The organism is Halioglobus sp. HI00S01, from assembly GCF_001635445.1.
GTDB lineage: Bacteria > Pseudomonadota > Gammaproteobacteria > Pseudomonadales > Halieaceae > Halioglobus > Halioglobus japonicus.
The window spans coordinates 1-22703 of the sequence record NZ_LWEE01000020.1; the positions used below are offsets into that span (position 1 = coordinate 1).

The following is a 22703-nucleotide window of genomic DNA, read 5'->3' on the forward strand; positions in this document are numbered from 1 at the left end:
CAGACCACTACCTGTACTGGTGTTGAGATGTTCCGCAAGCTGCTGGACGAAGGTCGTGCGGGTGAGAACGTAGGTATTCTGCTGCGTGGCACCAAGCGCGACGAAGTTGAGCGTGGCCAGGTGCTGTCCAAGCCCGGTTCTGTAAACCCTCACACCAAGTTTGAAGCTGAGGTTTACATTCTGTCCAAGGAAGAAGGCGGTCGTCACACTCCTTTCTTCAAGGGCTACCGTCCGCAGTTCTACTTCCGTACTACTGACGTAACTGGTGCATGTGAACTGCCCGAAGGCGTTGAGATGGTAATGCCTGGTGACAACGTACAGATGGTTGCCACTCTGATCGCTCCGATTGCGATGGAAGATGGCCTGCGCTTCGCGATCCGTGAAGGTGGTCGTACTGTTGGCGCTGGTGTTGTAGCCAAGATCATCGAGTAATCGATGCTCGCTGGAGCGGAACTTAAGGTTTCGCTCCGGATCAGACCAAGCCGAACCGCTTGAGAGAGCAGTTCGGCTTCGTCGTCTAAATGAGAGATTTAGGCCAGTAGCTCAATTGGCAGAGCAGCGGTCTCCAAAACCGCAGGTTGGGGGTTCGATTCCCTCCTGGCCTGCCATTTTATGGCAGGGAGCAGCCACTGATGGGTTGCTCTGAATAAAGGATAGTTGAATGAGTGCTGAAACTAGCGCGAGCCGTTTCGATGGGTTGAAGTGGCTTGTTGTCTTCGTCCTGATCGGCGTAGCGGTTGTCGGCAACAGTATGTACGCAGACCAGTCACTGCTTTACCGCGTGCTGGGTATTGTTGCGCTCGGAATTGTTGCTGCTCTGGTTGCCCTGCAAACCGCCAAGGGGGCGGCGTTCTGGGCGCTGGTAAAAGGTTCGCGTACCGAAATTCGCAAGGTGGTCTGGCCGACGCGTCAGGAAACCGTGCAGACCACGATGATCGTGGTGGTATTTGTGTTGTTGGTGGCGCTGCTGCTCTGGGGCTTGGATAGCTTCCTGGGTTGGCTGGTGTCGCTGGCGATTGGTTAAGAACAGGTAAAAGGGTTAGCGATGGCAATGCGTTGGTATGTGGTTCACGCCTATTCCGGGTATGAGAAGAAAGTTGCCTCTGCCCTGAAAGAGCGCATCGAGCTGCACGGCATGCAGGACCGCTTTGGCGAAGTCCTGGTTCCCACCGAAGAGGTGGTTGAGATGCGCGGCGGCCAGAAGCGTCGCAGCGAGCGCAAGTTCTTCCCCGGCTACGTGCTGGTGCAGATGGAGCTGGCGGACGAAACCTGGCACCTGGTCAAGGAAACCCCCCGCGTGATGGGTTTCATCGGCGGCAAGGCGGATGCGCCGGCGCCGATTACCGAAGCGGAGGCTGCGGCCATTCTGCAGCGCGTGGAAGATGGTGTGGAAGCACCTCGTCCCAAGACATTGTTCGAGCCCGGCGAAATGGTGCGGGTTATCGATGGCCCCTTCAACGNCTTCAATGGTGTTGTTGAAGAGGTTAACTACGAAAAGAACCGCCTCAACGTGGCGGTGCTCATTTTCGGTCGTTCCACCCCGGTGGAACTGGAATTTGGTCAGGTCGAAAAGGCCTGATGATGGTGTCGCCTCCGCCTCCGCGGGGATGACGAAATAAATGGCGGTTATCCGCCTTGATGGGGAGTCTTAGTAGGCCCAGCCGAACAGACGTTTGAACCCGGGAGTAAACTCATGGCTAAGAAAGTCGAAGCTTATATTAAGCTGCAAGTGCCTGCTGGTCAGGCCAACCCGAGCCCCCCGGTAGGTCCGGCTCTGGGTCAGCACGGTGTGAACATCATGGAATTCTGTAAGGCGTTCAACGCCGAGACTCAGGGCACTGAGCCCGGTCTGCCGATTCCCGTTATTATCACTGTGTATAACGATCGTTCCTTTACCTTCATTAAGAAGACGCCTCCGGCTTCCGTTTTGCTGCGCAAAGTCGCCAAGATCAAGAAGGGCTCCGGTACCCCTAACACCAACAAGGTGGGCAAGGTAACCCGTGCGCAACTGGAGGAAGTGGCTACCCAGAAGTGGCCTGACCTGACCGCTGCCGACATGGACGCAGCCGTGCGCACTATCGCCGGTTCCGCCCGCAGCGCCGGTATCGAAACTGAGGGGGTGAATTAAGATGGCCAAGCTGACCAAGCGCCAGAAGGCATTTAAAGAGAAGGTGAACCCTGAGAAGGCCTACCCGCTGGAAGAAGCGGTAAGCCTGCTGAAGGAACTCGCCACTGCCAAGTTCAACGAGACCGTTGAAGTGGCCGTAAACCTGGGCATCGATGCCCGTAAATCTGACCAGGCTGTTCGCGGCGCAACCACTCTGCCTAACGGCACTGGTTCCGACGTGCGCGTTGCGGTTTTCACCCAGGGTGAAGCTGCTGAGAAAGCCAAGGCCGCCGGCGCTGATCTGGTAGGCATGGAAGACCTGGCGGAACAGATCAAGGGCGGCATGATGGACTTCGACGTCGTCATTGCCTCTCCCGACGCCATGCGCGTTGTTGGCCAGCTGGGCCAGGTACTGGGTCCTCGCGGCCTGATGCCCAACCCCAAGACTGGCACCGTAACTCCCGATGTGGAAACTGCGGTTAACAACGCCAAGGCTGGTCAGGTGCGCTACCGCACCGACAAGAACGGCATTGTTCACGGCGGTATCGGCAAGATCGATTTCGACCTGGATGCCATTCGCGGCAACCTGGAAGCTGTACTGGCTGACCTGAAGAAGGCCAAGCCTGCCGCTGCCAAGGGCGTCTACATGAAGAAAATCAGCCTGAGCACCACTATGGGCCCGGGCATCACCATCGACCAGGGGTCGTTGGAGTCGTAATTGTTGAGCTGCCCCCACAAGGGGCGGCTCCTCAAAGCTTTCCCAGGGAAGGGAAAGCGGTAGGTCGGTGAAAACCCACAGGTTGGATCCGATCCACTTTGAGGTCTTTGGACAAGGCGGGGCGCAAGCCCACTAGCTGAGAACTAAAGGCCATCAAAGACCGTAGGTGCCAATGCTGATTCGGTTTATCAGTGGCGGTTTAATTGAGGCGAGTTGTATCAACGCCAAAGCCTACGCAGATGGTGAAAGTGTTCACCACGCGAGCAGTACTCACATAGGTTTGTGAGTACCAATGTAAAGCAACCCAGGAGTATATCCAGTGGCAATTGGACTCGAAGACAAGAAAGCGATCGTAGCTGAAGTTAACGAGACAGCCACCAGTGCACTGTCCCTCGTTATCGCGGATGCCCGCGGTGTACAGGTAGACAGCATGACTGCTCTGCGCAAAGAAGCGCGCGAAAACCAGGTGACCCTGCGTGTAGTACGCAACACCCTGGCCAAGCGGGCGCTGGAAGGTACCGAGTATGAGTGCGTTAACGACACTCTCGCCGGTCCCTCCCTGTTCGGTTTTTCTATGGAAGACCCGGGCGCAGCGGCACGACTCTTCAAGGACTTCGCGAAAGACAACGAAGAATTTGAAGTAAAGGCATTGGCGGTAAGTGGCCAGATGCTGGGTGCTGAGCAATTGGATGTTCTGGCTAAGCTGCCGACCCGCGACCAGGCACTCTCAATGCTGATGAGTGTTATGCAAGCGCCGGCAACCAAGCTGGTACAGACCATGAACGAAGTACCTGGAAAACTGGTTCGCACACTCGCTGCAGTACGCGATCAGAAGGAAGCGGCGGCGTAAGCCCCATTTCCCGAAATTTTTATCAGCTAGATAGGAGACGAAAGTCATGTCTAAAGAAGACATTTTGAATGCAATTGCAGAAATGAGCGTAATGGAAGTCGTTGAGCTCATCGAAGCAATGGAAGAGAAGTTTGGTGTAACCGCTGCTGCAGCTGTTGCTGCTGCACCGGCTGCTGCTGGCGGCGACGCTGGCGCGGCTGCAGAAGAGAAGACTGAGTTCGACGTAGTTCTGACTTCTGCTGGTGACAAGAAAGTTAACGTCATCAAGGTAGTACGTGCAGTAACTGGTCTTGGCCTGAAAGAAGCCAAAGGCCTGGTTGACGGCGCTCCTTCCCCCATCAAGGAAGGTGCTTCCAAGGAAGAAGCCGAAGACATCAAGAAGCAGCTGGAAGAAGCCGGCGGCGCTGCAGAACTCAAGTAAGTTCTGCAATCGTCCGCACCGCCCTCGGGCGGCCGGACAAGGACAAGGCTGGTGGAGCGAAAGCCCACCGGCCTTTTCCCGCTTAATGCGGGCAGATTTTTGAAGTCAGAAAATGGGGGGAAGAACCCAATTCCAGGCTCAAAAATGGACCGCAAAAGCTTGAATGAAGAAAAAGGGGTCTGTCCCCTTTACATCAACATGCTGGGGAGTACTGATGGCATACTCGTACACTGAGAAAAAGCGTATTCGCAAAGATTTCGGCATGCTGCCGAAGGTAATGGATGTACCTTACCTGCTTGCGATTCAACTCGATTCATACCGTAAATTTACCCAGCAGGGTGTTCCACTGGATAAGCGCGGCGCCTATGGCTTGCACGCGGCTTTCAAATCCGTATTCCCCATTGTCAGCTACTCCGGTAACGCTGCCCTGGAATACGTCGATTACGCATTGGGCACGCCTGTCTTTGACGTCAACGAATGTCAGCTGCGCGGTGTGACCTACTCCTGCTCCCTGCGGGTGAAAGTGCGCCTGATCATTTACGATAAGGATTCGTCCAACAAGACCATCAAGGACATCAAGGAACAGGAAGTCTACATGGGGGAGATCCCCCTGATGACCGACAACGGTACCTTCGTCATCAACGGTACCGAGCGTGTAATCGTGTCCCAGCTGCACCGTTCCCCGGGTGTATTCTTCGACCACGACAAGGGCAAGACCCACTCCTCCGGCAAGCTGCTGTACAGCGCCCGGGTGATCCCCTACCGTGGCTCATGGCTGGACTTCGAGTTTGACCCCAAGGATCTGGTATACGTACGTATCGACCGTCGCCGTAAGCTGCCTGCCACCGTGCTGCTGCGCGCGCTGGGTTACCAGTCAGAGGAAATCCTCGGCATGTTCTACGATGTAAATACCTTCCACACCGATGGCGAAGGTAATTACACAATCACCCTGATTCCCGAGCGTCTGCGCGGCGACGTTGCTGCGTTCGACATCAAGGCTGGCAAAAAGGTTGTGGTTGAACAGGGCCGTCGTATTACCGCCCGCCACATTCGCGAGCTGGAAAAAGCCAACGTTACAGAGCTGGAAGTCCCCGGCGATTATCTCAATGGCCGCGCCCTGGCCAAGAACATCGTTGACGAGAAGTCCGGTGAAATCCTGGTTGAATGTAACACCGAGCTGACTGAAGAGATTCTGGCCCAGCTGAACGAGGCAGGCGTTAAGGAAATCGAGACGCTGTACACCAATGAGCTGGACTGCGGTCCGTTCATCTCCGACACGCTGCGTTTGGACACCACGCGCAACGAACTGGAAGCGCTGGTAGAAATCTACCGTATGATGCGCCCCGGTGAGCCGCCCACCAAGGAGTCCGCCGAGAACCTGTTCCAGAACCTGTTCTTCTCTTCCGACCGCTACGATCTGTCAGCCGTTGGTCGCATGAAGTTCAACCGCCGCCTGGGCCGTGAAGAAGTCACCGGCGAAGGCATTCTGGACAAAGAAGATATTGTTGCAGTGCTGTCTACTCTGGTTGACATCCGCAACGGTAAAGGCATTGTCGATGACATCGACCACCTGGGTAACCGCCGTGTTCGCTCCGTGGGCGAAATGGCAGAAAACCAGTTCCGCGTCGGTCTGGTACGTGTAGAGCGCGCTGTAAAAGAGCGTCTTTCCATGGCCGAGAGCGAAGGCCTCATGCCCCAGGACCTGATCAACGCCAAGCCGGTATCCGCTGCTGTGAAGGAATTCTTCGGTTCCAGCCAGCTGTCCCAGTTTATGGATCAGAACAACCCGCTGTCTGAGGTGACCCACAAGCGCCGCGTCTCTGCACTCGGCCCCGGTGGTCTGACCCGCGAACGCGCCGGATTCGAAGTGCGCGACGTACACCCGACCCACTACGGTCGTGTATGTCCGATTGAAACGCCTGAAGGTCCGAACATTGGTTTGATCAACTCGCTGGCAACCTATGCCCGCACCAACGAGTACGGCTTCCTGGAAAGCCCGTACCGGAAGGTGAAAAACGGCAAGGTCACCGACGATATCGAATTCCTGTCCGCGATTAACGAAGCCGAGCACGTCATTGCCCAGGCGTCTGCACCGCTGGACAAGAACAACAACTTCATTGAAGAGCTGATTAACGTTCGCCACCTTAATGAGAACACCCTCAAGGGTGCTGATGACATCGATTACATGGATGTCTCGCCCAAGCAGGTAGTTTCCGTTGCGGCAGCGTTGATTCCGTTCCTCGAGCACGATGACGCGAACCGTGCCCTGATGGGCTCGAACATGCAGCGTCAGGCTGTACCGACCCTGGTGAGCGACAAGCCGCTGGTAGGTACCGGTATGGAGCGCCACGTTGCCGCCGACTCCGGCGTGTGTGTGGTTGCCAAGCGTGGCGGTGTCATCGACTCCGTCGACGCCAGCCGCATCGTGGTACGCGTGAACGACAAGGACGTAGGTGTCGATGAGGCGCCGGTTGATATTTACAACCTGACCAAGTACACCCGTTCCAACCAGAACACCTGCATTAACCAGCGCCCGATCGTTAAGACCGGCGACGCGGTTGCTCGCGGCGATATCCTCGCCGACGGTCCGTCGATTGACATGGGTGAGCTGGCCCTGGGTCAGAATATGCGTATCGCGTTCATGCCCTGGAATGGTTACAACTTTGAGGATTCCATCCTCGTGTCTGAGCGTGTTGTGAAGGAAGATCGATTCACCACCATCCACATTCAGGAACTGACCTGTATCGCCCGTGACACCAAGCTGGGGCCCGAGGAAATCTCCTCTGATATCCCCAACGTTGGCGAGAGCGCCCTGGCCAAGCTGGATGAGTCCGGCATTGTCTACATCGGTGCTGAAGTTGACGCTGGCGATATCCTGGTCGGTAAGGTCACGCCGAAAGGTGAGACCCAGCTGACCCCGGAAGAGAAACTGCTGCGTGCGATCTTCGGTGAGAAGGCCTCCGACGTAAAAGACACTTCCCTGCGCGTGCCTTCCAGCACCAAGGGTACTGTCATCGACGTGCAGGTATTCACCCGCGACGGTCTGGAAAAGGACGCTCGCGCCCTGCAGATCGAAAAGCACCAGCTGGACGAGTACCGCAAGGACCTGAAAGAAGAGTTCCGTATCTTCGAAGAAGCGACCTTTGCGCGTCTGGGTAACCTGATCAAGAACAAGACTACCGTCTCCGGCGGTGGCCTGACCAAGGGCACCAAGCTCACCGAGAAGGTACTCAACGAACTGGATCGCGAACAGTGGTTCAAGCTGAAGCTGTCTGACAGCGAGCTGAACGAATCCCTGGCCTCTGCCCAGCGTCAGCTGCAGGAGCAGGAAAAACTGCTCGAAGAGCGTTTCGAAGACAAGAAAGGGAAGCTGCAGTCTGGCGACGACCTGGCGCCTGGCGTACTCAAGATCGTCAAGGTTTACCTGGCGATCAAGCGTCGCATCCAGCCCGGTGACAAGATGGCTGGACGTCACGGTAACAAGGGTGTGATCTCGGTGATCATGCCGGTAGAAGACATGCCCTATGACGAGAACGGTGAGCCGGTCGATATCGTGCTCAACCCCCTGGGTGTACCGTCGCGTATGAACGTGGGCCAGATTCTCGAAACTCACCTTGGCATGGCGGCGAAAGGTCTTGGCGACAAGATTAACGTCATGATCGAGGAGCAGAAGAAGGTTGCCGAGGTGCGCAAGTTCCTCGAGGCGATCTACAACAACGGTGCCGGCCGCACAGAGGACATCAAGTCCTTGAGCGACGAAGAAGTGATGGAACTCGCCAAGAACCTGTCTGGCGGTGTACCCATGGCGACGCCGGTATTCGATGGTGCTGCTGAATCTTCTATCAAGGACCTGCTGACCCTGGCCGACCTGCCAGACAGCGGCCAGTTCACCCTGTACGACGGCCGTACCGGCGATTCATTCGATCGCCCCGTAACGGTTGGCTACATGTACATGCTGAAGCTGAACCACCTGGTAGACGACAAGATGCACGCTCGTTCCACAGGCTCTTACAGCCTCGTTACCCAGCAGCCGCTGGGTGGTAAGGCCCAGTTCGGTGGCCAGCGCTTCGGTGAGATGGAAGTGTGGGCACTGGAAGCCTACGGTGCGGCGTACACCCTGCAGGAGATGTTGACCGTGAAATCGGATGACGTCACCGGCCGTACCAAGATGTACAAGAATATTGTTGATGGTGACCATCGTATGGAGCCGGGCATGCCCGAGTCCTTCAATGTGTTGGTTAAGGAAATCCGTTCGCTCGGTATCGATATCGAGCTTGAGAACGAGTAACTGGCCAACAACGAATACGTGGAGGAATAGCCTTGAAAGACTTACTTAATCTGCTGAAAGCCCAGGGCCAGACAGAAGAGTTCGATGCGATTCGCATCGGCCTCGCTTCGCCGGAAATGATCCGTTCGTGGTCATTCGGCGAGGTGAAAAAGCCCGAAACTATCAACTACCGTACCTTCAAGCCTGAGCGTGACGGCCTGTTCTGTGCCAAGATCTTTGGCCCGGTAAAGGACTACGAGTGTCTGTGTGGCAAATACAAGCGCCTCAAGCACCGCGGTGTTATCTGTGAGAAGTGTGGCGTTGAAGTTGCACTGGCGAAAGTACGCCGCGAGCGTATGGGCCACATCGAACTGGCGAGCCCTGTGGCTCACATCTGGTTCCTGAAGTCCCTGCCGTCTCGTATCGGCCTGCTGCTGGATATGACCCTGCGCGATATCGAGCGGGTGTTGTACTTTGAAAGCTACGTGGTCACCGACCCGGGCATGACGACCCTCGAGCAGGGCCAGTTGCTGTCCGACGAGCAGTACTACGAAGCCATGGAAGAATTCGGTGACGAGTTCTCCGCCAAGATGGGCGCGGAAGCGGTCCAGGACCTGATGATGCAGTTGGATCTCGACCACGAGATTGCCACGCTGCGCGAAGAGATCCCGGCAACCAACTCCGAGACCAAGATCAAGAAGCTGTCCAAGCGCCTGAAGCTGATGGAAGCTTTTGCCAACTCCGGCAACAAGCCTGAGTGGATGGTACTGAACGCGCTGCCCGTGCTGCCGCCGGATCTGCGTCCGCTGGTACCGCTGGACGGCGGTCGCTTTGCGACTTCCGACCTGAACGATCTGTACCGTCGTGTCATCAACCGTAACAACCGTCTGAAGCGTCTGCTGGACCTCAACGCGCCGGACATCATCGTGCGCAACGAGAAGCGTATGCTGCAGGAATCTGTGGACGCACTGTTGGACAACGGCCGTCGTGGCCGCGCCATTACCGGCTCCAACAAGCGTCCGCTGAAGTCCCTGGCTGACATGATTAAAGGTAAGCAAGGTCGCTTCCGTCAGAACCTGCTCGGTAAACGCGTAGACTACTCCGGTCGTTCTGTGATCGTGGTGGGTCCCACCCTGCGTCTGCACCAGTGTGGCCTGCCCAAGAAGATGGCCCTGGAACTGTTCAAGCCGTTTATCTTCGGCAAGCTGGAAGCCCGTGGCCTGGCCACGACGATTAAAGCTGCCAAGAAGATGGTGGAGCGCGAGCCGCCGGAAGTATGGGATATCCTCGCCGAAGTCATTCGCGAGCACCCCGTACTGCTGAACCGTGCACCGACCCTGCACCGTCTCGGCATCCAGGCATTTGAGCCTGTGCTGATTGAAGGTAAGGCAATCCAGCTGCACCCCCTGGTTTGTGCGGCCTACAACGCTGACTTCGACGGTGACCAGATGGCGGTACACGTACCGCTGACCCTGGAAGCCCAGTTGGAAGCGCGCGCACTGATGATGTCTACCAACAACATCCTGTCGCCCGCCAACGGTGAGCCCATTATCGTACCTTCCCAGGACGTGGTTCTGGGCCTGTACTACATGACCCGTGAGCGCATTAACGCCAAGGGTGAGGGCACGCTGTTTGCCAACGTTTCCGAAGTGCACCGTGCTTACGTTGCCGGTCACGTACACCTGCAGGCTCGCGTCAAGGTTCGTGTCACCGAGACTGTGGTTCAGGACGAGGGCGACCCAATCACTCGTACCTTTGTTGCTGAAACCACTGTCGGCCGTGCGCTGCTGTGGGAAATTGTCCCCGCCGGTATCGCCTTCGATATGGTGAACCAGGACATGGCCAAGAAGGCTATCTCCCGCATCATCAACCAGTGTTACCGTGTGGTTGGCCTGAAAGCGACTGTGATCTTTGCTGACCGCCTGATGTACACCGGTTACGAGTACTCCACTCGCTCCGGCTCCTCCATCGGTGTGAACGACTTCGAGATCCCCGAAGAGAAGGCTACCCTGATCGAACACGCGGAAGCCGAGGTTATGGAGATCGAAGAGCAGTACGCTGCCGGTCTGGTAACCCAGGGTGAGAAGTACAACAAGGTGATCGATATCTGGTCACGTGCCAACGACCTGATCTCCAAGTCGATGATGGAAGGCCTCTCTAAAGAGACTGTGGTCAACCGCGACGGCGAGGAAGAGCAGCAGGCATCCTTCAACTCCGTATACATCTACGCTGACTCCGGCGCGCGTGGTTCGCCCGCCCAGATCCGTCAGCTGGCGGGTATGCGTGGTCTGATGGCCAAGCCGGATGGCTCTATTATTGAGACACCCATTATTGCGAACTTCCGCGAAGGCCTGAACGTATCGCAGTACTTTATCTCTACTCACGGTGCTCGTAAGGGTCTGGCGGATACCGCTCTGAAGACTGCGAACTCCGGTTACCTGACCCGTCGTCTGGTTGACGTGGCGCAGGACTTGGTAGTGACCGAGGACGACTGTGGCACCGATGCCGGTCTGCTGATGACTCCGGTTATCGACGGCGGCGACATCATCGAATCCCTGGGTGACCGGGTGCTGGGCCGTATCGTGGCCCGCGATGTAATGAAGCCCGGTTCTGAAGACGAGATCGCGATTACCGCCGGCACTATGCTGGACGAACTGTGGATCAAGCGTCTGGAAGAGATGAGCATCGATGAGATCGAGGTTCGCTCGCCCATTACCTGTGAGACTCGTCACGGTATCTGTAGCGCCTGTTACGGTCGCGACCTGGCACGCGGTCACCGCGTGAACATGGGTGAAGCGATCGGTGTTGTGGCAGCCCAGTCGATCGGTGAACCCGGTACCCAGCTGACCATGCGTACCTTCCACATTGGTGGTGCGGCATCCCGGGCGACTGCCCAGGACAACATCCAGGTGATGAACGACGGTACCGTCCGTATTCACAACCTGAAGACCGTAGAGAACACTGACGGCAACCTGGTCGCGGTAAGCCGCTCCGGTGAACTTTCTGTTCTCGATGTGCGCGGCCGCGAGCGTGAGCGCTACAAGCTGCCCTACGGTGCTGTGCTGAAAGTGAAGGACAACGAAGAGGTTGCCGCTGGCGCCATCGTTGCCAACTGGGATCCCCACACTCACCCGATCATCACCGAGGTGGCCGGTACCGTGAAGTTCAGCGGTATGGAAGAGGGTATTACCATTAAGCGCCAGACCGACGAGCTGACTGGTCTGTCCAGCATCTCGGTGATGGAAGCCTCCGAGCGTCCGGCTGCAGGTAAGGACATCCGTCCTGCCGTGACCCTGGTCGACGACAAGGGTGAGGAACTGTGCCTGGCAGGTACCAACGTACCGGCCCACTACTTCCTGCCTGCGCTGGCACTGGTGAGCATGGAAGACGGTGCCAAGATCGGCGCGGGCGATGTCATTGCCCGTATCCCGCAGGAAGGCTCCAAGACCCGTGACATCACCGGTGGTCTGCCCCGCGTTGCCGACCTGTTCGAAGCGCGTAAGCCGAAAGAGCCTGCCATTCTGGCGGAAATCTCCGGTACCGTGTCTTTCGGTAAAGAAACCAAAGGCAAGCGTCGTCTGGTGATTACCCCGACTGACGGCAAGCCGCTGGCGGATGGTTCCGATCACTACGAAGTACTGATTCCCAAGTGGCGCAACATGAGCGTGTTCGAGGGTGAATTCGTAGAGAAGGGTGAAGTGGTTTCTGAAGGACCGCCCAGCCCCCACGATATCCTGCGTCTCAAGGGCATCGAGGAACTGGCCAAGTACATCGTCAATGAGATCCAGGAGGTTTACCGCCTGCAGGGTGTGAAGATCAACGATAAGCACATTGAGGTGATTGTTCGCCAGATGCTGCGCAAGGTGATCATTACTACCAGCGGCGATTCCAGCCTGATCAAGGGCGAGCAGGTCGAGTACACCACGCTGCTGGAAGAGAACGAGCGTCTGCAGGCCGAAGGCCTGGTGGCTGCTACCGGCGAGCGCGAGCTGCTCGGTATCACCAAGGCGTCGCTGGCCACCGAAAGCTTCATCTCAGCGGCCTCCTTCCAGGAGACTACCCGCGTACTGACCGAAGCTGCGGTAACCGGCAAGCGCGACTACCTGCGTGGCCTGAAGGAGAACGTCGTTGTGGGTCGTCTGATCCCCGCCGGTACTGGCCTGGCCTATCACGAAGAGCGCAAACGCAATCGCGATTCCGACTCTGACATGATGGTTTCTGCTCAGGAAATCGAAGCGGCGCTGACCGAAGCACTGCAAGCTGATAGCTGATTTTTCAGTAAATCCGCACTTAAAGAAGTTCGCCCAACCGGGCGAACTTTTTTTTTGGCCGTAATTATGTTCTTGTAGTCATTTGGGCGGCGTGAAGATTGGGGAGCGGCCGTCCTGTGACTCTGGGAACATAAGAAAAATACATGGTTTTCTCTGAACCCTTCTTTCTCTTCGTGTTTCTGCCATTGGCTCTGGTGGTCATCAACCTGAGCGCAGGGCGCGGGCACAACGTGTTCATTCTGGCGTTCAGCTTGATCTTTTATTATTGGTCGTCGGGGCTGGCCACGCTAGTGCTGGTGGCGTCTATCGTTGTGAACTGGCTGCTGGGGTTGTGGCTGGGGCGCAGTTCCTCGAAAGCTGTGCTGAGCATCGGGGTAGCTTTTAACCTGCTGGTGCTGTGCTTCTTCAAGTACGCCTTCTTCTTCAGTGATAATATTCTCAGACTGGTCGACAGCGTGCAGGACAATCCGTTTCTGGGCATTGTGCTGCCCATAGGCATCTCGTTCTATACATTCCAGGGCGTGGCTTATCTGGTCGACATCTGGCGCAAGGAGATTCCCGCTGAGAAAAACCTGCTGACTTTTGCTGCCTATCTGTCATTCTTTCCACAGCTGGTGGCCGGCCCAATCGTCCGCTACAAGGATGTTATTCACGACTACCACCAGCCCAAGATTCACATGGACAATGTGTCCGCGGGACTGTCGCGCTTTGCCCATGGTCTGCTGAAGAAGGTGCTGATCGCGGACAATGCCGGCCTCGTCGCCGATGCGTGCTTTGCGGTGCCGCCGGGAGAGCTCACTATGGCGGATGCCTGGCTGGGTGCGTTGGCTTACGCGATCCAGATTTACTTCGACTTCTCCGCCTATTCCGATATGGCCATCGGCCTGGGGCTGGTCTGTGGTTTCCGGTTTCTGGAGAACTTCAAACACCCCTATACCAGCGCCACGATCACAGATTTCTGGCGGCGCTGGCATATCTCGCTCTCTACCTGGTTCAGGGATTACCTGTACATTCCACTGGGTGGCAATCGGGTCGGCCGCTGGGCCAATCTGCGCAATCTGGTGGTGGTGTTTCTGGTGACCGGCCTGTGGCACGGCGCGGCCTGGAACTTCGTGCTCTGGGGGCTCTATCACGGCCTGTTCCTGATTGGCGAGAAGCTGGTGCTGGCCAAGCGGGCGGCGCAGCTCCGTTCCTTCGCGCTGCGCATAGGCTACATGGCGCCTGTGATCATCATCGGCTGGGTGCTGTTCCGGGCCGAGGATCTGGCCCATGCCATGGTTGTGTACTCGGCCATGTTCGATGTGACAGCGCAGTCGCTGGCGTTATCTGAAGATGTGCGGCCGCTGCTATCGTCGACGACCCTGCTGGCCATGGGTGTGGGTGTGTTAGCGTTTGCCATGCCTCGAGACATTACGGTCGGTATGTGGCTCGCCCAGCGTTCCAGTATCGCACTGGAATGGGTCAAGCTGGCCTATGTGGCCTTTGCGGTGATCTGTGGTGCGATACTCGCGCTACAGAGTGATTTCAGCCCTTTCCTGTACTTCAGGTTTTAGACGTGCGTAAGCTACAGTTAGCAAAAATCATCATCGTCGCCCTGGCGCTTCTGACACCCGCGCTGTCGCTCTTGGTATTTGGGCTTGGCGAGGGCTTTGAGAATCGGACCCGCACCGAAATACCACCGGTTGCCGAGTTGCTGAAACCGGACCCGGCGGCGCGGGCGAGCTTCGCCAAGGCTCTGTTTGAGACCGCGACCGTGAAGCAGGAGGCAATTAATGTCGTCAGTAAAGCGCAATTGCAGCTGGCCGAACAGATCGAAACTCCCACCGTGGTTAGCGGTGAGGACGGTTGGCTGTTTTTCAAACCTGGCTTGAACCTTTGGCATTGTTCAGCTCACCCTGGACTGAAATCTCGGCTCGACCGTGTGGCGTTCCTGTTCGATCTGGTCTCCGCGGCGGAGTTGCCACTGGTGTTCGCCATTGCACCTAATAAGGCCAGTATTGAGCGCGACAAGTTTGGTGGTCGAGCAGAAGCTTATAAGCAGTGTTATGACGTCATCCTGAGCCGCTTCGAATCCATTTCCTCTGCCGCCGACAGTGCGCATGTGGTGGACCACTCCGCGCCGATGCGCGCGATCGTGGCTGCGGGTCGCCCTGCCTATCTCATGTGGGACACGCACTGGACCGAAGCTGCAGGCTTTGATGCGATGAATCAGCTGTTCGAAGCTAGGCCTGGCGAAATCGGCATTCCACAGCGTGCAGTAGCGACGGAACGCATACCCCAGCAAGCTGACCTTGCCGCAATGCTGGCACTCGATGCCTCACATTTGCCCGCCATCGAAGCTCCCCAGCCGGAGCCTATTAGAGAGGCTCAACAGATGCCTGTAGCGCCCTTATTCCTGCATGATTCCTTCTATGAGCGAATAATGCCCTACCTAGTGTCCAGAGCACCGTCCGCCAGCTTCGAGCGGATGCAGCAGTATCGGCTGCAGACCGCACGCGAAACACTGGATGCGGCCAGTCTCGTGGTGTTTTCTGCGGTGCAGCGCAATTATCCGCGTTATGTCTGGAGCCGGGAGGTATTGGGGTGGGGGGGAGCGATCGGCGACTGGATACTGGCTGGGATGAACCGTGCTTCGCAGAGTTGCCAATGGGGCGATACGGTCAAAGTGGTTGCTCGCCGAGACCCACGTAGTCCCGGTGGTCTGCTCTTCTCCATTCCCCGAGTATTTCAGAGTGGCGCATTCTGCCTTCGGGTTCGGACGTCTTTGCCCCGCCCGGTCAGGGCGATGCTACAGGTCTCCAGTAGCGAATGGGGGATGCCGGAATTTAGTACCGGAAGAATGATTGAAACGCATTTCGCACAGGGCAATGATGTTCTTGGCCTGATCGTTCCCGCCGGCTACGGTGCAGAGCAGTACCGCCTGTCCCTGACCGGCAGGCTTTCAGCGAGCAGTCGTATCGATATCGAAGTGGCTCACCTTCCTTGAGCCACTCTCAGGACATATCTTTCGTTCTGTACGAAGCTTGAACAATCCTTAACTTGATCTACTTTTAGGCTCGGATCGGGGCAGGGACGTCCACCCGGGGATAGCAACCGGGATGAAGACCTGCGCCAGGGATACGTGACTGCCCGATGTTTGTTCCTCTCTGTCCTCTAATCTGCATTCGTGATCATGCGAAGAGGAATAAATCTATGAAAATTAGAACAATAGCGATGGCTGCTACGCTGTTCGCAGGAATGGCTCCGCTCGGAATCGCGGCCCAGGAGGAGGCGCGACGGTGGAGTTATTCGCCTGCAGCTTCAAGGAGGATAAGGGCTGGGATGACCTGGATGCCCTGAACAAGAAGTTCGCCAAATGGTCGAAGAAGAACGATGGCAGCTACAGCGCCTGGACCATTTCGCCGCAGTTCAGAACCAATGATGGCAAGTTCGACGTGGGCTGGATTGGCTCTTGGGCGACGGGCCAGCAAATGGGGCAGGGCATGGATAACTGGATGGCGGATAACGATGGCCTTGGTGCGTCCTATGCAGAGGTCATTGGTTGCAGCCACTCACTGATGTCGTCAACCCCCGTGCATGCGCTGAATGGGCCTCCTCAGGGTAATGGCATCGTGTGGTTCTCTAGCTGCATCATCGCTGACGATAGCGACTCAATGAAGGCCTACCAGGCCCACAAGAAGTTCTCCGAGGTCATGTCGAAGATGGGTGGTAAGGGGCAGTCATGGCTGATGTAGCCACAGCTCGGGTTTAGCGATATTGAGTTTGATTACTACTCGGTGGTGAGCTTTGAAAACTATGAGCAGCTGGGTGAGGCCTGGCATAACTACACTAATGGCGGTGGTTGGGCCAAGCACCAGGAGATCATGGACGACGTGGCGGAATGCGATAGTCCGCGGGTGTACGACGCCAGAATGGTCGTTCTGTGAGGAAACAACCGCAAAAAAAAGGCCGGCATAAGCCGGCCTTTTTTCCTGAAGGTAGCGCTTAGCCGTTGGCTTTGCGCTCCTTGACTTCGGCAACCACCTCGTCTGCCACGTTCTGCGGGCAGGGCATGTAGTGGCTGAACTCCATGGAGAACTGGCCACGGCCGGAGGTGATGGTGCGCAGGTGGCCGATGTAGCCGAACATCTCTGACAGAGGTACGTCTGCCTTGATGCGTACGCCAGTGGCGCCTGCGTCCTGGTCTTTGATCATGCCGCGACGACGGTTCAGGTCACCGATAACGTCACCTACGTGATCGTCTGGAGTGAACACGTCAACCTTCATGATGGGCTCGATCAGCTGAGCGCCGGCCTTGGGCATGGACTGGCGGAATGCGCCCTTCGCTGCCAGTTCAAAGGCAATGGCCGAGGAGTCAACTGCGTGGAAGCCACCGTCGTACAGCTCGATTTCAACGTCAAGAACGGGGAAGCCGGCAATCGGACCTTCGTCCATCATGACCTTGAAGCCCTTCTCAATGGCAGGGAAGAATTCCTTCGGTACGTTACCGCCCACAACAGTGGAGGTGAAGGAGAAGCCGTCGCCAGGCGCAGCGGGCTTGATGCGGTAGTCGATCTTACCGAACTGACCGGAACCACCAGACTGCTTTTTGTGCGTGTAGGAATCTTCGATTTCCTGGGTGATGGTTTCGCGGTAGGCCACCTGAGGCTTACCAACTTCCAACTCAACGCCGTAGGTACGCTTGAGGATGTCGACTTTAACGTCAAGGTGCAGTTCGCCCATGCCCCTGAGGATGGTTTCACCGGAGTCTTCGTCGGTTTCAACGCGGAAGGAGGGGTCTTCTGCAACCATTTTACCGATCGCAATACCCATTTTCTCGGCACCGCCCTTGTCTTTCGGAGCAACCGCGATGGAGATAACGGGCTCGGGGAAGACCATGGCTTCCAGGGTGCAGGGGTTCTTCTGGTCACACAGGGTGTGGCCGGTCTGAACGTTCTTCATTCCGACAATCGCCAGAATGTCGCCTGCCTGGGCAGAATCGAGTTCGTTGCGGTCGTTGGCGTGCATTTCCACCATACGGCCAATACGCTCGGTCTTACCGGTAGCGGAGTTGAGGATGGTGTCACCCTTGTTCAGTACGCCGGAGTAGATACGCACGAAGGTCAGAGCGCCGAAACGGTCGTCCATGATCTTGAACGCCAGGGCGCGCAGGGGCTCTTCCGGATCAACGGTCGCGAATTCACCAGTGGGCTCACCTTCTTCGTCGGTCAGCGGCTGGGGGTCTACCTCGGTGGGGCTGGGCAGATAGTCAACAACGGCGTCCAGTACCAGCTGTACACCTTTGTTCTTGAACGCGGAGCCACAGTAAGTGGGGAAGAAGTCCAGCTTGCGAGTACCTTCTCGGATGCAGCGCTTGATGTCTTCCATGGAGGGCTCGTTACCTTCCAGGTATTGTTCCATCAGCTCGTCGTCCTGCTCAACGGCAGTTTCAATCAGCTTTTCGCGCCACTCTTCAACGTCGTCAGCCATGTCGGCGGGAACGTCGGTGATTTCGAAATTCTCGGGGTTGTCGTTATCGGCCCAGACGTGCGCCTTGCGGGTCAGCAGATCGACAACGCCGATGAAGCCGTCTTCGCGGCCGATGGGCAGCACCATCACCAGTGGGTTGGCGCCGAGCACGTCTTCAACCTGCTTCACAACGCGGTAGAAGTCAGCACCGATACGGTCCAGCTTGTTGACGAAAATCAGACGGGATACTTCAGATTCGTTCGCGTAGCGCCAGTTGGTTTCAGACTGGGGCTCAACACCACCGGAGCCACAGAATACGCCAACACCACCGTCGAGTACTTTCAGGGAGCGGTAAACTTCTACGGTGAAGTCAACGTGTCCTGGGGTGTCGATGATGTTCAGGCGGTGATCTTTCCAGAAACAGGTGGTTGCTGCAGACTGAATGGTAATACCACGCTCCTGCTCCTGTTCCATGAAGTCAGTGGTCGCAGCACCGTCGTGTACTTCACCGGTCTTGTGGATCTTACCGGTGAGCTTCAGGATGCGCTCGGTAGTGGTGGTTTTACCCGCGTCAACGTGGGCGAAAATACCAATATTTCTGTAAAGGGATAAGTCAGACATTGGGTCTCTCAATCGTTCAAAGTTTGGCCAGAAAAATTGTGGCGGATAGTACATGAAAAAGGCCTGTTTGGGGAGCAAAAAACACCCAAATTTCTCCCGCCAGGGCCGGGTATATGGGGACGATTTGTTGTTGACTCAAGGTGGGGCCATCTATAGAATGCCGCCTCCTCATTTTTGGGGTGGTTTCCTGTGGCCTTTTATTAAGGTTTTGCGGGTTATTCGGCCCGGAGCTGGGGAAATGGCCATAAGGCCATGAAATACAACATTTTTTGGAGTTCTATCTGAATGGCAACGATCAACCAATTGGTTCGTAAGCCCAGGAAGCGCAAAGTAGAAAAGAGCGACGTACCTGCCCTGCAAAGCTGCCCGCAGCGCCGTGGTGTTTGTACTCGTGTTTACACTACCACGCCGAAGAAGCCGAACTCTGCACTGCGTAAAGTATGTCGTGTACGCCTGACCAACGGTTACGAGGTTTCCTCTTACATCGGTGGTGAGGGTCACAACCTGCAGGAGCACAGTGTAGTTCTGATTCGCGGTGGTCGTGTAAAGGACCTTCCCGGTGTGCGTTATCACACCGTGCGTGGCAGCCTGGACACCTCCGGCGTAGCCGACCGTCGTAACGGTCGCTCGAAGTACGGTGCCAAGCGTCCCAAGTAAGTCCTGAAGCGTAAGCTGGCTTATATAGATGTAAGTAAGGCCGAACCCCTGCCTCCCCCGCATTTGTGGCAGGTCGGTGTTCGGGTAACCCTGAAGAGAGAGAGGCTAATATGCCCAGAAGAAGAGTAGTCGCCAAGCGCGAAGTACTGCCCGATCCTAAGTTCGGGAACGTGACTTTGGCGAAATTCATGAACCACGTAATGATCAGTGGTAAGAAATCCGTCGCAGAGACCATCGTTTACGGTGCTCTGGACATTGTTCAGGAAAAACTGAACAAGGATCCCCTCGAAGCATTCGACGAAGCGCTGGAAAACATCGCGCCCATGGTAGAGGTTAAGTCTCGCCGTGTGGGTGGTGCTACCTACCAGGTGCCCGTGGAAGTACGTCCCGCCCGTCGTGTGGCTCTGTCCATGCGCTGGTTGGTTGAGTACGCTCGCGGCCGCGGTGAGAAGTCCATGCGCCAGCGTCTTGCCGGCGAGATCATCGACGCATCCCAGGGCAAAGGTAATGCCGTGAAGAAGCGTGAAGATGTTCACCGCATGGCTGAAGCGAACAAGGCATTCTCGCACTACCGCTTCTAATCACCACCTTTTTCCGAGGAAAGCAGCGTGGCACGTCAAACGCCTATTAACAGATACCGAAATATCGGTATCTGTGCACACGTGGACGCGGGTAAAACCACGACCACCGAACGTGTTCTTTTCTATACAGGCCTGTCCCACAAGATTGGTGAGGTGCACGATGGTGCAGCCACCATGGACTGGATGGAGCAGGAGCAGGAGCGGGGTATTACCATCACCTCCGCGGCTACCACCTGTTTCTGGAAAGGCATGGACGCGCAGTTCGACCAGCACCGCATTAACATCATCGACACCCCCGGACACGTGGACTTCACCATTGAGGTGGAGCGTTCCCTGCGTGTTCTGGACGGTGCCGTGGTAGTGCTGTGTGGGTCATCCGGTGTGCAGCCCCAGACGGAAACCGTCTGGCGCCAGGCGAACAAGTACGAAGTGCCGCGTATGGTGTTCGTCAATAAGATGGACCGTGCCGGCGCCGATTTCATGAGCGTGGTAGATCAGCTGAAGGAGCGTCTTGGCGCCAACGCTGTGCCGCTGCAAATGACCATCGGCGCCGAGGACGAATTCAAGGGCGTGGTAGACCTGATCGAGAACAAGGCCATTCTTTGGAGTGAAGCCGATCAGGGCATGTCCTTTGAATACGCCGATGTGCCCGAAGACCTGGTTGACCAGGTAGAGGAAATGCGTGAGTTCATGGTGGAGGCAGCTGCCGAGGCCAGCGACGAGCTCACCGAGAAGTACCTCGAAGAGGGCGAGCTTTCCAAGGAAGAAATCAAGCAGGGCATTCGCGCCCGCACCCTGGCCAATGAGATCGTGCCCGTACTGGGCGGCTCGGCCTTCAAGAACAAGGGTGTGCAGGCGGTACTGGATGCCGTGATCGAATTTATGCCTTCTCCCACCGAGGTGAAGGCGATCGAAGGGCACTTGCTGGACAAGGACGAAACCCCTGCGACGCGCGAAGCGGACGACAACGCTCCCTTTGCCTCGCTGGCGTTCAAAATTGCCACCGACCCCTTCGTGGGCACCCTGACATTCTTTCGCGTTTACTCCGGCAAGTTGGAATCCGGCACTGCCGTGTACAACTCTGTCAAAGAGAAGAAAGAACGCGTTGGCCGGATGGTGCAGATGCACTCCAACAGCCGTGAAGAGATCAAGGAAGTGCTGGCGGGCGATATCGCCGCCGCAGTGGGCCTCAAGGATGTCACCACCGGTGACACTCTTTGTGATCCGGACAGCCCCATTGTGCTGGAGCGCATGGAATTCCCCGAGCCGGTAATTTCGGTGGCGGTGGAGCCCCGTTCCAAGCCCGACCAGGAAAAGATGGGCGTTGCCCTGGGCAAGCTGGCCCAGGAAGATCCGTCCTTCCGGGTCAAGACAGATGAAGAAACCGGCCAGACAATTATTTCTGGTATGGGTGAACTGCACCTGGACATTATTGTCGACCGTATGCGTCGCGAGTTCAGTGTAGAGGCCAATATCGGTAAGCCCCAGGTGGCCTACCGCGAGGCGATCCGCAACACTGCGGAAATTGAAGGCAAGTTTGTGCGCCAGTCCGGCGGCCGCGGCCAGTACGGCCATGTATGGGTCAAGTTTGAGCCCGCCGAGGACGAGACCGCAGAAGGCCTGGAATTCGTCAACGAGATTGTTGGCGGCATCGTGCCCCGGGAGTACATTCCCGCGGTACAGAAGGGTATCGAAGAGCAGATGCAGAACGGTGTTCTGGCGGGCTACCCCCTGCTGGGCCTGAAGGCCACCCTGTACGACGGTTCCTTCCACGATGTGGACTCTAACGAAATGGCGTTCAAGATTGCCGCAAGCATGGCGACCAAGAAGCTCGCTAGCGAGGGCGGCGCAGTACTGCTCGAACCCGTTATGGCCGTAGAAGTGGTGACGCCTGAAGAGAACATGGGTGATGTGGTTGGCGATCTTAATCGTCGGCGCGGCCTGATTGGTGGCATGGACGAAAATCCCTCAGGTAAGGTGATTAACGCCGAGGTACCGCTGGCAGAGATGTTCGGTTACGCGACCGACCTGCGCAGCGCAACCCAGGGTCGTGCGACCTACACCATGGAATTTTCGAAATACGCAGAGGCCCCCGCGAGTGTGGCCGATGCGATTGTTTCAAAGTACGCGTAATCGGGGACAGACCCCAATTTCGCTGTTTTAAATTGGGGTCTGACTCCGATTGAGTAGGATTTTTTGACTGGGTGGAGTGATCCTCTGCCCACATTTTAGAGAGGAGCCTGGTAATGGCAAAAGAAACGTTTGAACGTACTAAGCCCCACGTAAACGTGGGCACCATCGGTCACGTTGACCACGGTAAAACTACCCTGACAGCGGCCCTGACCCGCGTATGCTCCGAAGTATGGGGCGGCGACGCGGTAGCCTTCGACGGTATCGACAACGCACCTGAAGAGAAAGAGCGTGGCATCACCATCGCGACTTCTCACGTTGAGTACGACTCTNCGATTCGTCACTACGCGCACGTTGACTGCCCCGGACACGCTGACTACGTGAAGAACATGATTACCGGTGCTGCGCAGATGGACGGCGCGATCCTGGTTTGTGGTGCTACTGACGGCCCCATGCCCCAGACTCGTGAGCACATCCTGCTGTCTCGTCAGGTAGGCGTACCTTACATCGTTGTATTCCTGAACAAGGCTGACCTGCTCGCAGAAGACTGTGGCGGCGCCGACACCGAAGAATACGAAGAGATGAAAGAGCTGGTTGAAATGGAGCTGCGTGAGCTGCTGGACCAGTACGAA

The 22703-nt window shown here is 56.7% G+C and carries 18 protein-coding genes and 1 tRNA gene; 18 read left to right on the plus strand and 1 reads right to left on the minus strand.

Features of this window, described 5'->3' with window-relative positions:
* The 14 genes from A3709_RS04840 to A3709_RS23040 form a co-directional block, all read left to right on the plus strand.
* Positions 1–432, plus strand: a 432-nt coding sequence (locus A3709_RS04840; RefSeq protein WP_255359718.1) for an EF-Tu/IF-2/RF-3 family GTPase, incomplete at its 5' end; no start/stop codon positions are given.
* Between the two features lie 100 nt (positions 433–532).
* Positions 533–608 (plus strand) — tRNA-Trp (locus tag A3709_RS04845).
* A 53-nt stretch (positions 609–661) separates the two neighbouring features.
* The gene (gene secE / locus A3709_RS04850; RefSeq protein ID WP_066050933.1) at positions 662–1024 is read left to right on the plus strand and encodes a preprotein translocase subunit SecE; all 363 of its coding nucleotides are present in this window, start codon (positions 662–664) and stop codon (positions 1022–1024) included.
* 21 nt (positions 1025–1045) lie between these two features.
* On the plus strand, positions 1046–1579 hold the full coding sequence (gene nusG / locus A3709_RS04855; protein ID WP_066050936.1) for a transcription termination/antitermination protein NusG: 534 nt from the start codon (positions 1046–1048) through the stop codon (positions 1577–1579).
* 114 nt (positions 1580–1693) lie between these two features.
* Positions 1694–2128 carry a 50S ribosomal protein L11 gene (gene rplK / locus A3709_RS04860; RefSeq protein WP_066050941.1) on the plus strand — a complete coding sequence of 145 codons (435 nt, stop codon included), beginning with the start codon at positions 1694–1696 and terminating at the stop codon, positions 2126–2128.
* 1 nt (position 2129) lies between these two features.
* Positions 2130–2825: a 50S ribosomal protein L1 gene (gene rplA / locus A3709_RS04865; RefSeq protein ID WP_066050944.1), complete on the plus strand. Its 696-nt coding sequence runs from the start codon at positions 2130–2132 to the stop codon at positions 2823–2825.
* Between the two features lie 319 nt (positions 2826–3144).
* A complete protein-coding gene (gene rplJ / locus A3709_RS04870; RefSeq protein ID WP_066050947.1) occupies positions 3145–3675 on the plus strand; it encodes a 50S ribosomal protein L10 in 531 nt (176 codons plus the stop codon).
* 46 nt (positions 3676–3721) lie between these two features.
* Entirely contained in the window at positions 3722–4096 is a 375-nt protein-coding gene (gene rplL / locus A3709_RS04875) for a 50S ribosomal protein L7/L12 (protein ID WP_066050950.1), read from the plus strand.
* Positions 4097–4310: 214 nt separating this feature from the next.
* Positions 4311–8384 (plus strand): DNA-directed RNA polymerase subunit beta, encoded by a 4074-nt coding sequence (rpoB, locus tag A3709_RS04880; protein ID WP_066050953.1) that lies wholly within the window; start codon positions 4311–4313, stop codon positions 8382–8384.
* A gap of 32 nt (positions 8385–8416) precedes the next feature.
* Complete coding sequence (rpoC, locus tag A3709_RS04885) at positions 8417–12634, plus strand: DNA-directed RNA polymerase subunit beta' (protein WP_066050956.1); 4218 nt, start codon at positions 8417–8419, stop codon at positions 12632–12634.
* Between the two features lie 143 nt (positions 12635–12777).
* Positions 12778–14187: an MBOAT family protein gene (locus tag A3709_RS04890; protein ID WP_066050959.1), complete on the plus strand. Its 1410-nt coding sequence runs from the start codon at positions 12778–12780 to the stop codon at positions 14185–14187.
* A gap of 2 nt (positions 14188–14189) precedes the next feature.
* On the plus strand, positions 14190–15620 hold the full coding sequence (locus A3709_RS04895) for a hypothetical protein (RefSeq protein ID WP_066050962.1): 1431 nt from the start codon (positions 14190–14192) through the stop codon (positions 15618–15620).
* A gap of 292 nt (positions 15621–15912) precedes the next feature.
* Entirely contained in the window at positions 15913–16368 is a 456-nt protein-coding gene (locus tag A3709_RS04900; RefSeq protein ID WP_066050965.1) for a hypothetical protein, read from the plus strand.
* 45 nt (positions 16369–16413) lie between these two features.
* Entirely contained in the window at positions 16414–16560 is a 147-nt protein-coding gene (locus A3709_RS23040) for a hypothetical protein (RefSeq protein WP_156507572.1), read from the plus strand.
* Positions 16561–16618: 58 nt separating this feature from the next.
* Here the strand turns inward: A3709_RS23040 and fusA (A3709_RS04905) are convergent, their stop codons facing one another.
* A complete protein-coding gene (fusA, locus tag A3709_RS04905; protein WP_066050968.1) occupies positions 16619–18703 on the minus strand; it encodes an elongation factor G in 2085 nt (694 codons plus the stop codon).
* A gap of 285 nt (positions 18704–18988) precedes the next feature.
* Here fusA (A3709_RS04905) and rpsL point away from each other — a divergent pair, with 285 nt between their 5' ends.
* The 4 genes from rpsL to A3709_RS04925 all read left to right on the plus strand — a co-directional run.
* On the plus strand, positions 18989–19360 hold the full coding sequence (rpsL, locus tag A3709_RS04910) for a 30S ribosomal protein S12 (protein ID WP_007230799.1): 372 nt from the start codon (positions 18989–18991) through the stop codon (positions 19358–19360).
* A 110-nt stretch (positions 19361–19470) separates the two neighbouring features.
* Positions 19471–19941: a 30S ribosomal protein S7 gene (gene rpsG, locus A3709_RS04915; protein WP_066050971.1), complete on the plus strand. Its 471-nt coding sequence runs from the start codon at positions 19471–19473 to the stop codon at positions 19939–19941.
* Positions 19942–19968: 27 nt separating this feature from the next.
* Positions 19969–22074, plus strand: coding sequence for an elongation factor G (gene fusA, locus A3709_RS04920; protein WP_066050974.1), 2106 nt, complete (start codon positions 19969–19971; stop codon positions 22072–22074).
* Positions 22075–22187: 113 nt separating this feature from the next.
* A partial coding sequence (locus tag A3709_RS04925) for a GTP-binding protein (protein ID WP_156507573.1) occupies positions 22188–22703 on the plus strand: 516 nt, incomplete at its 3' end.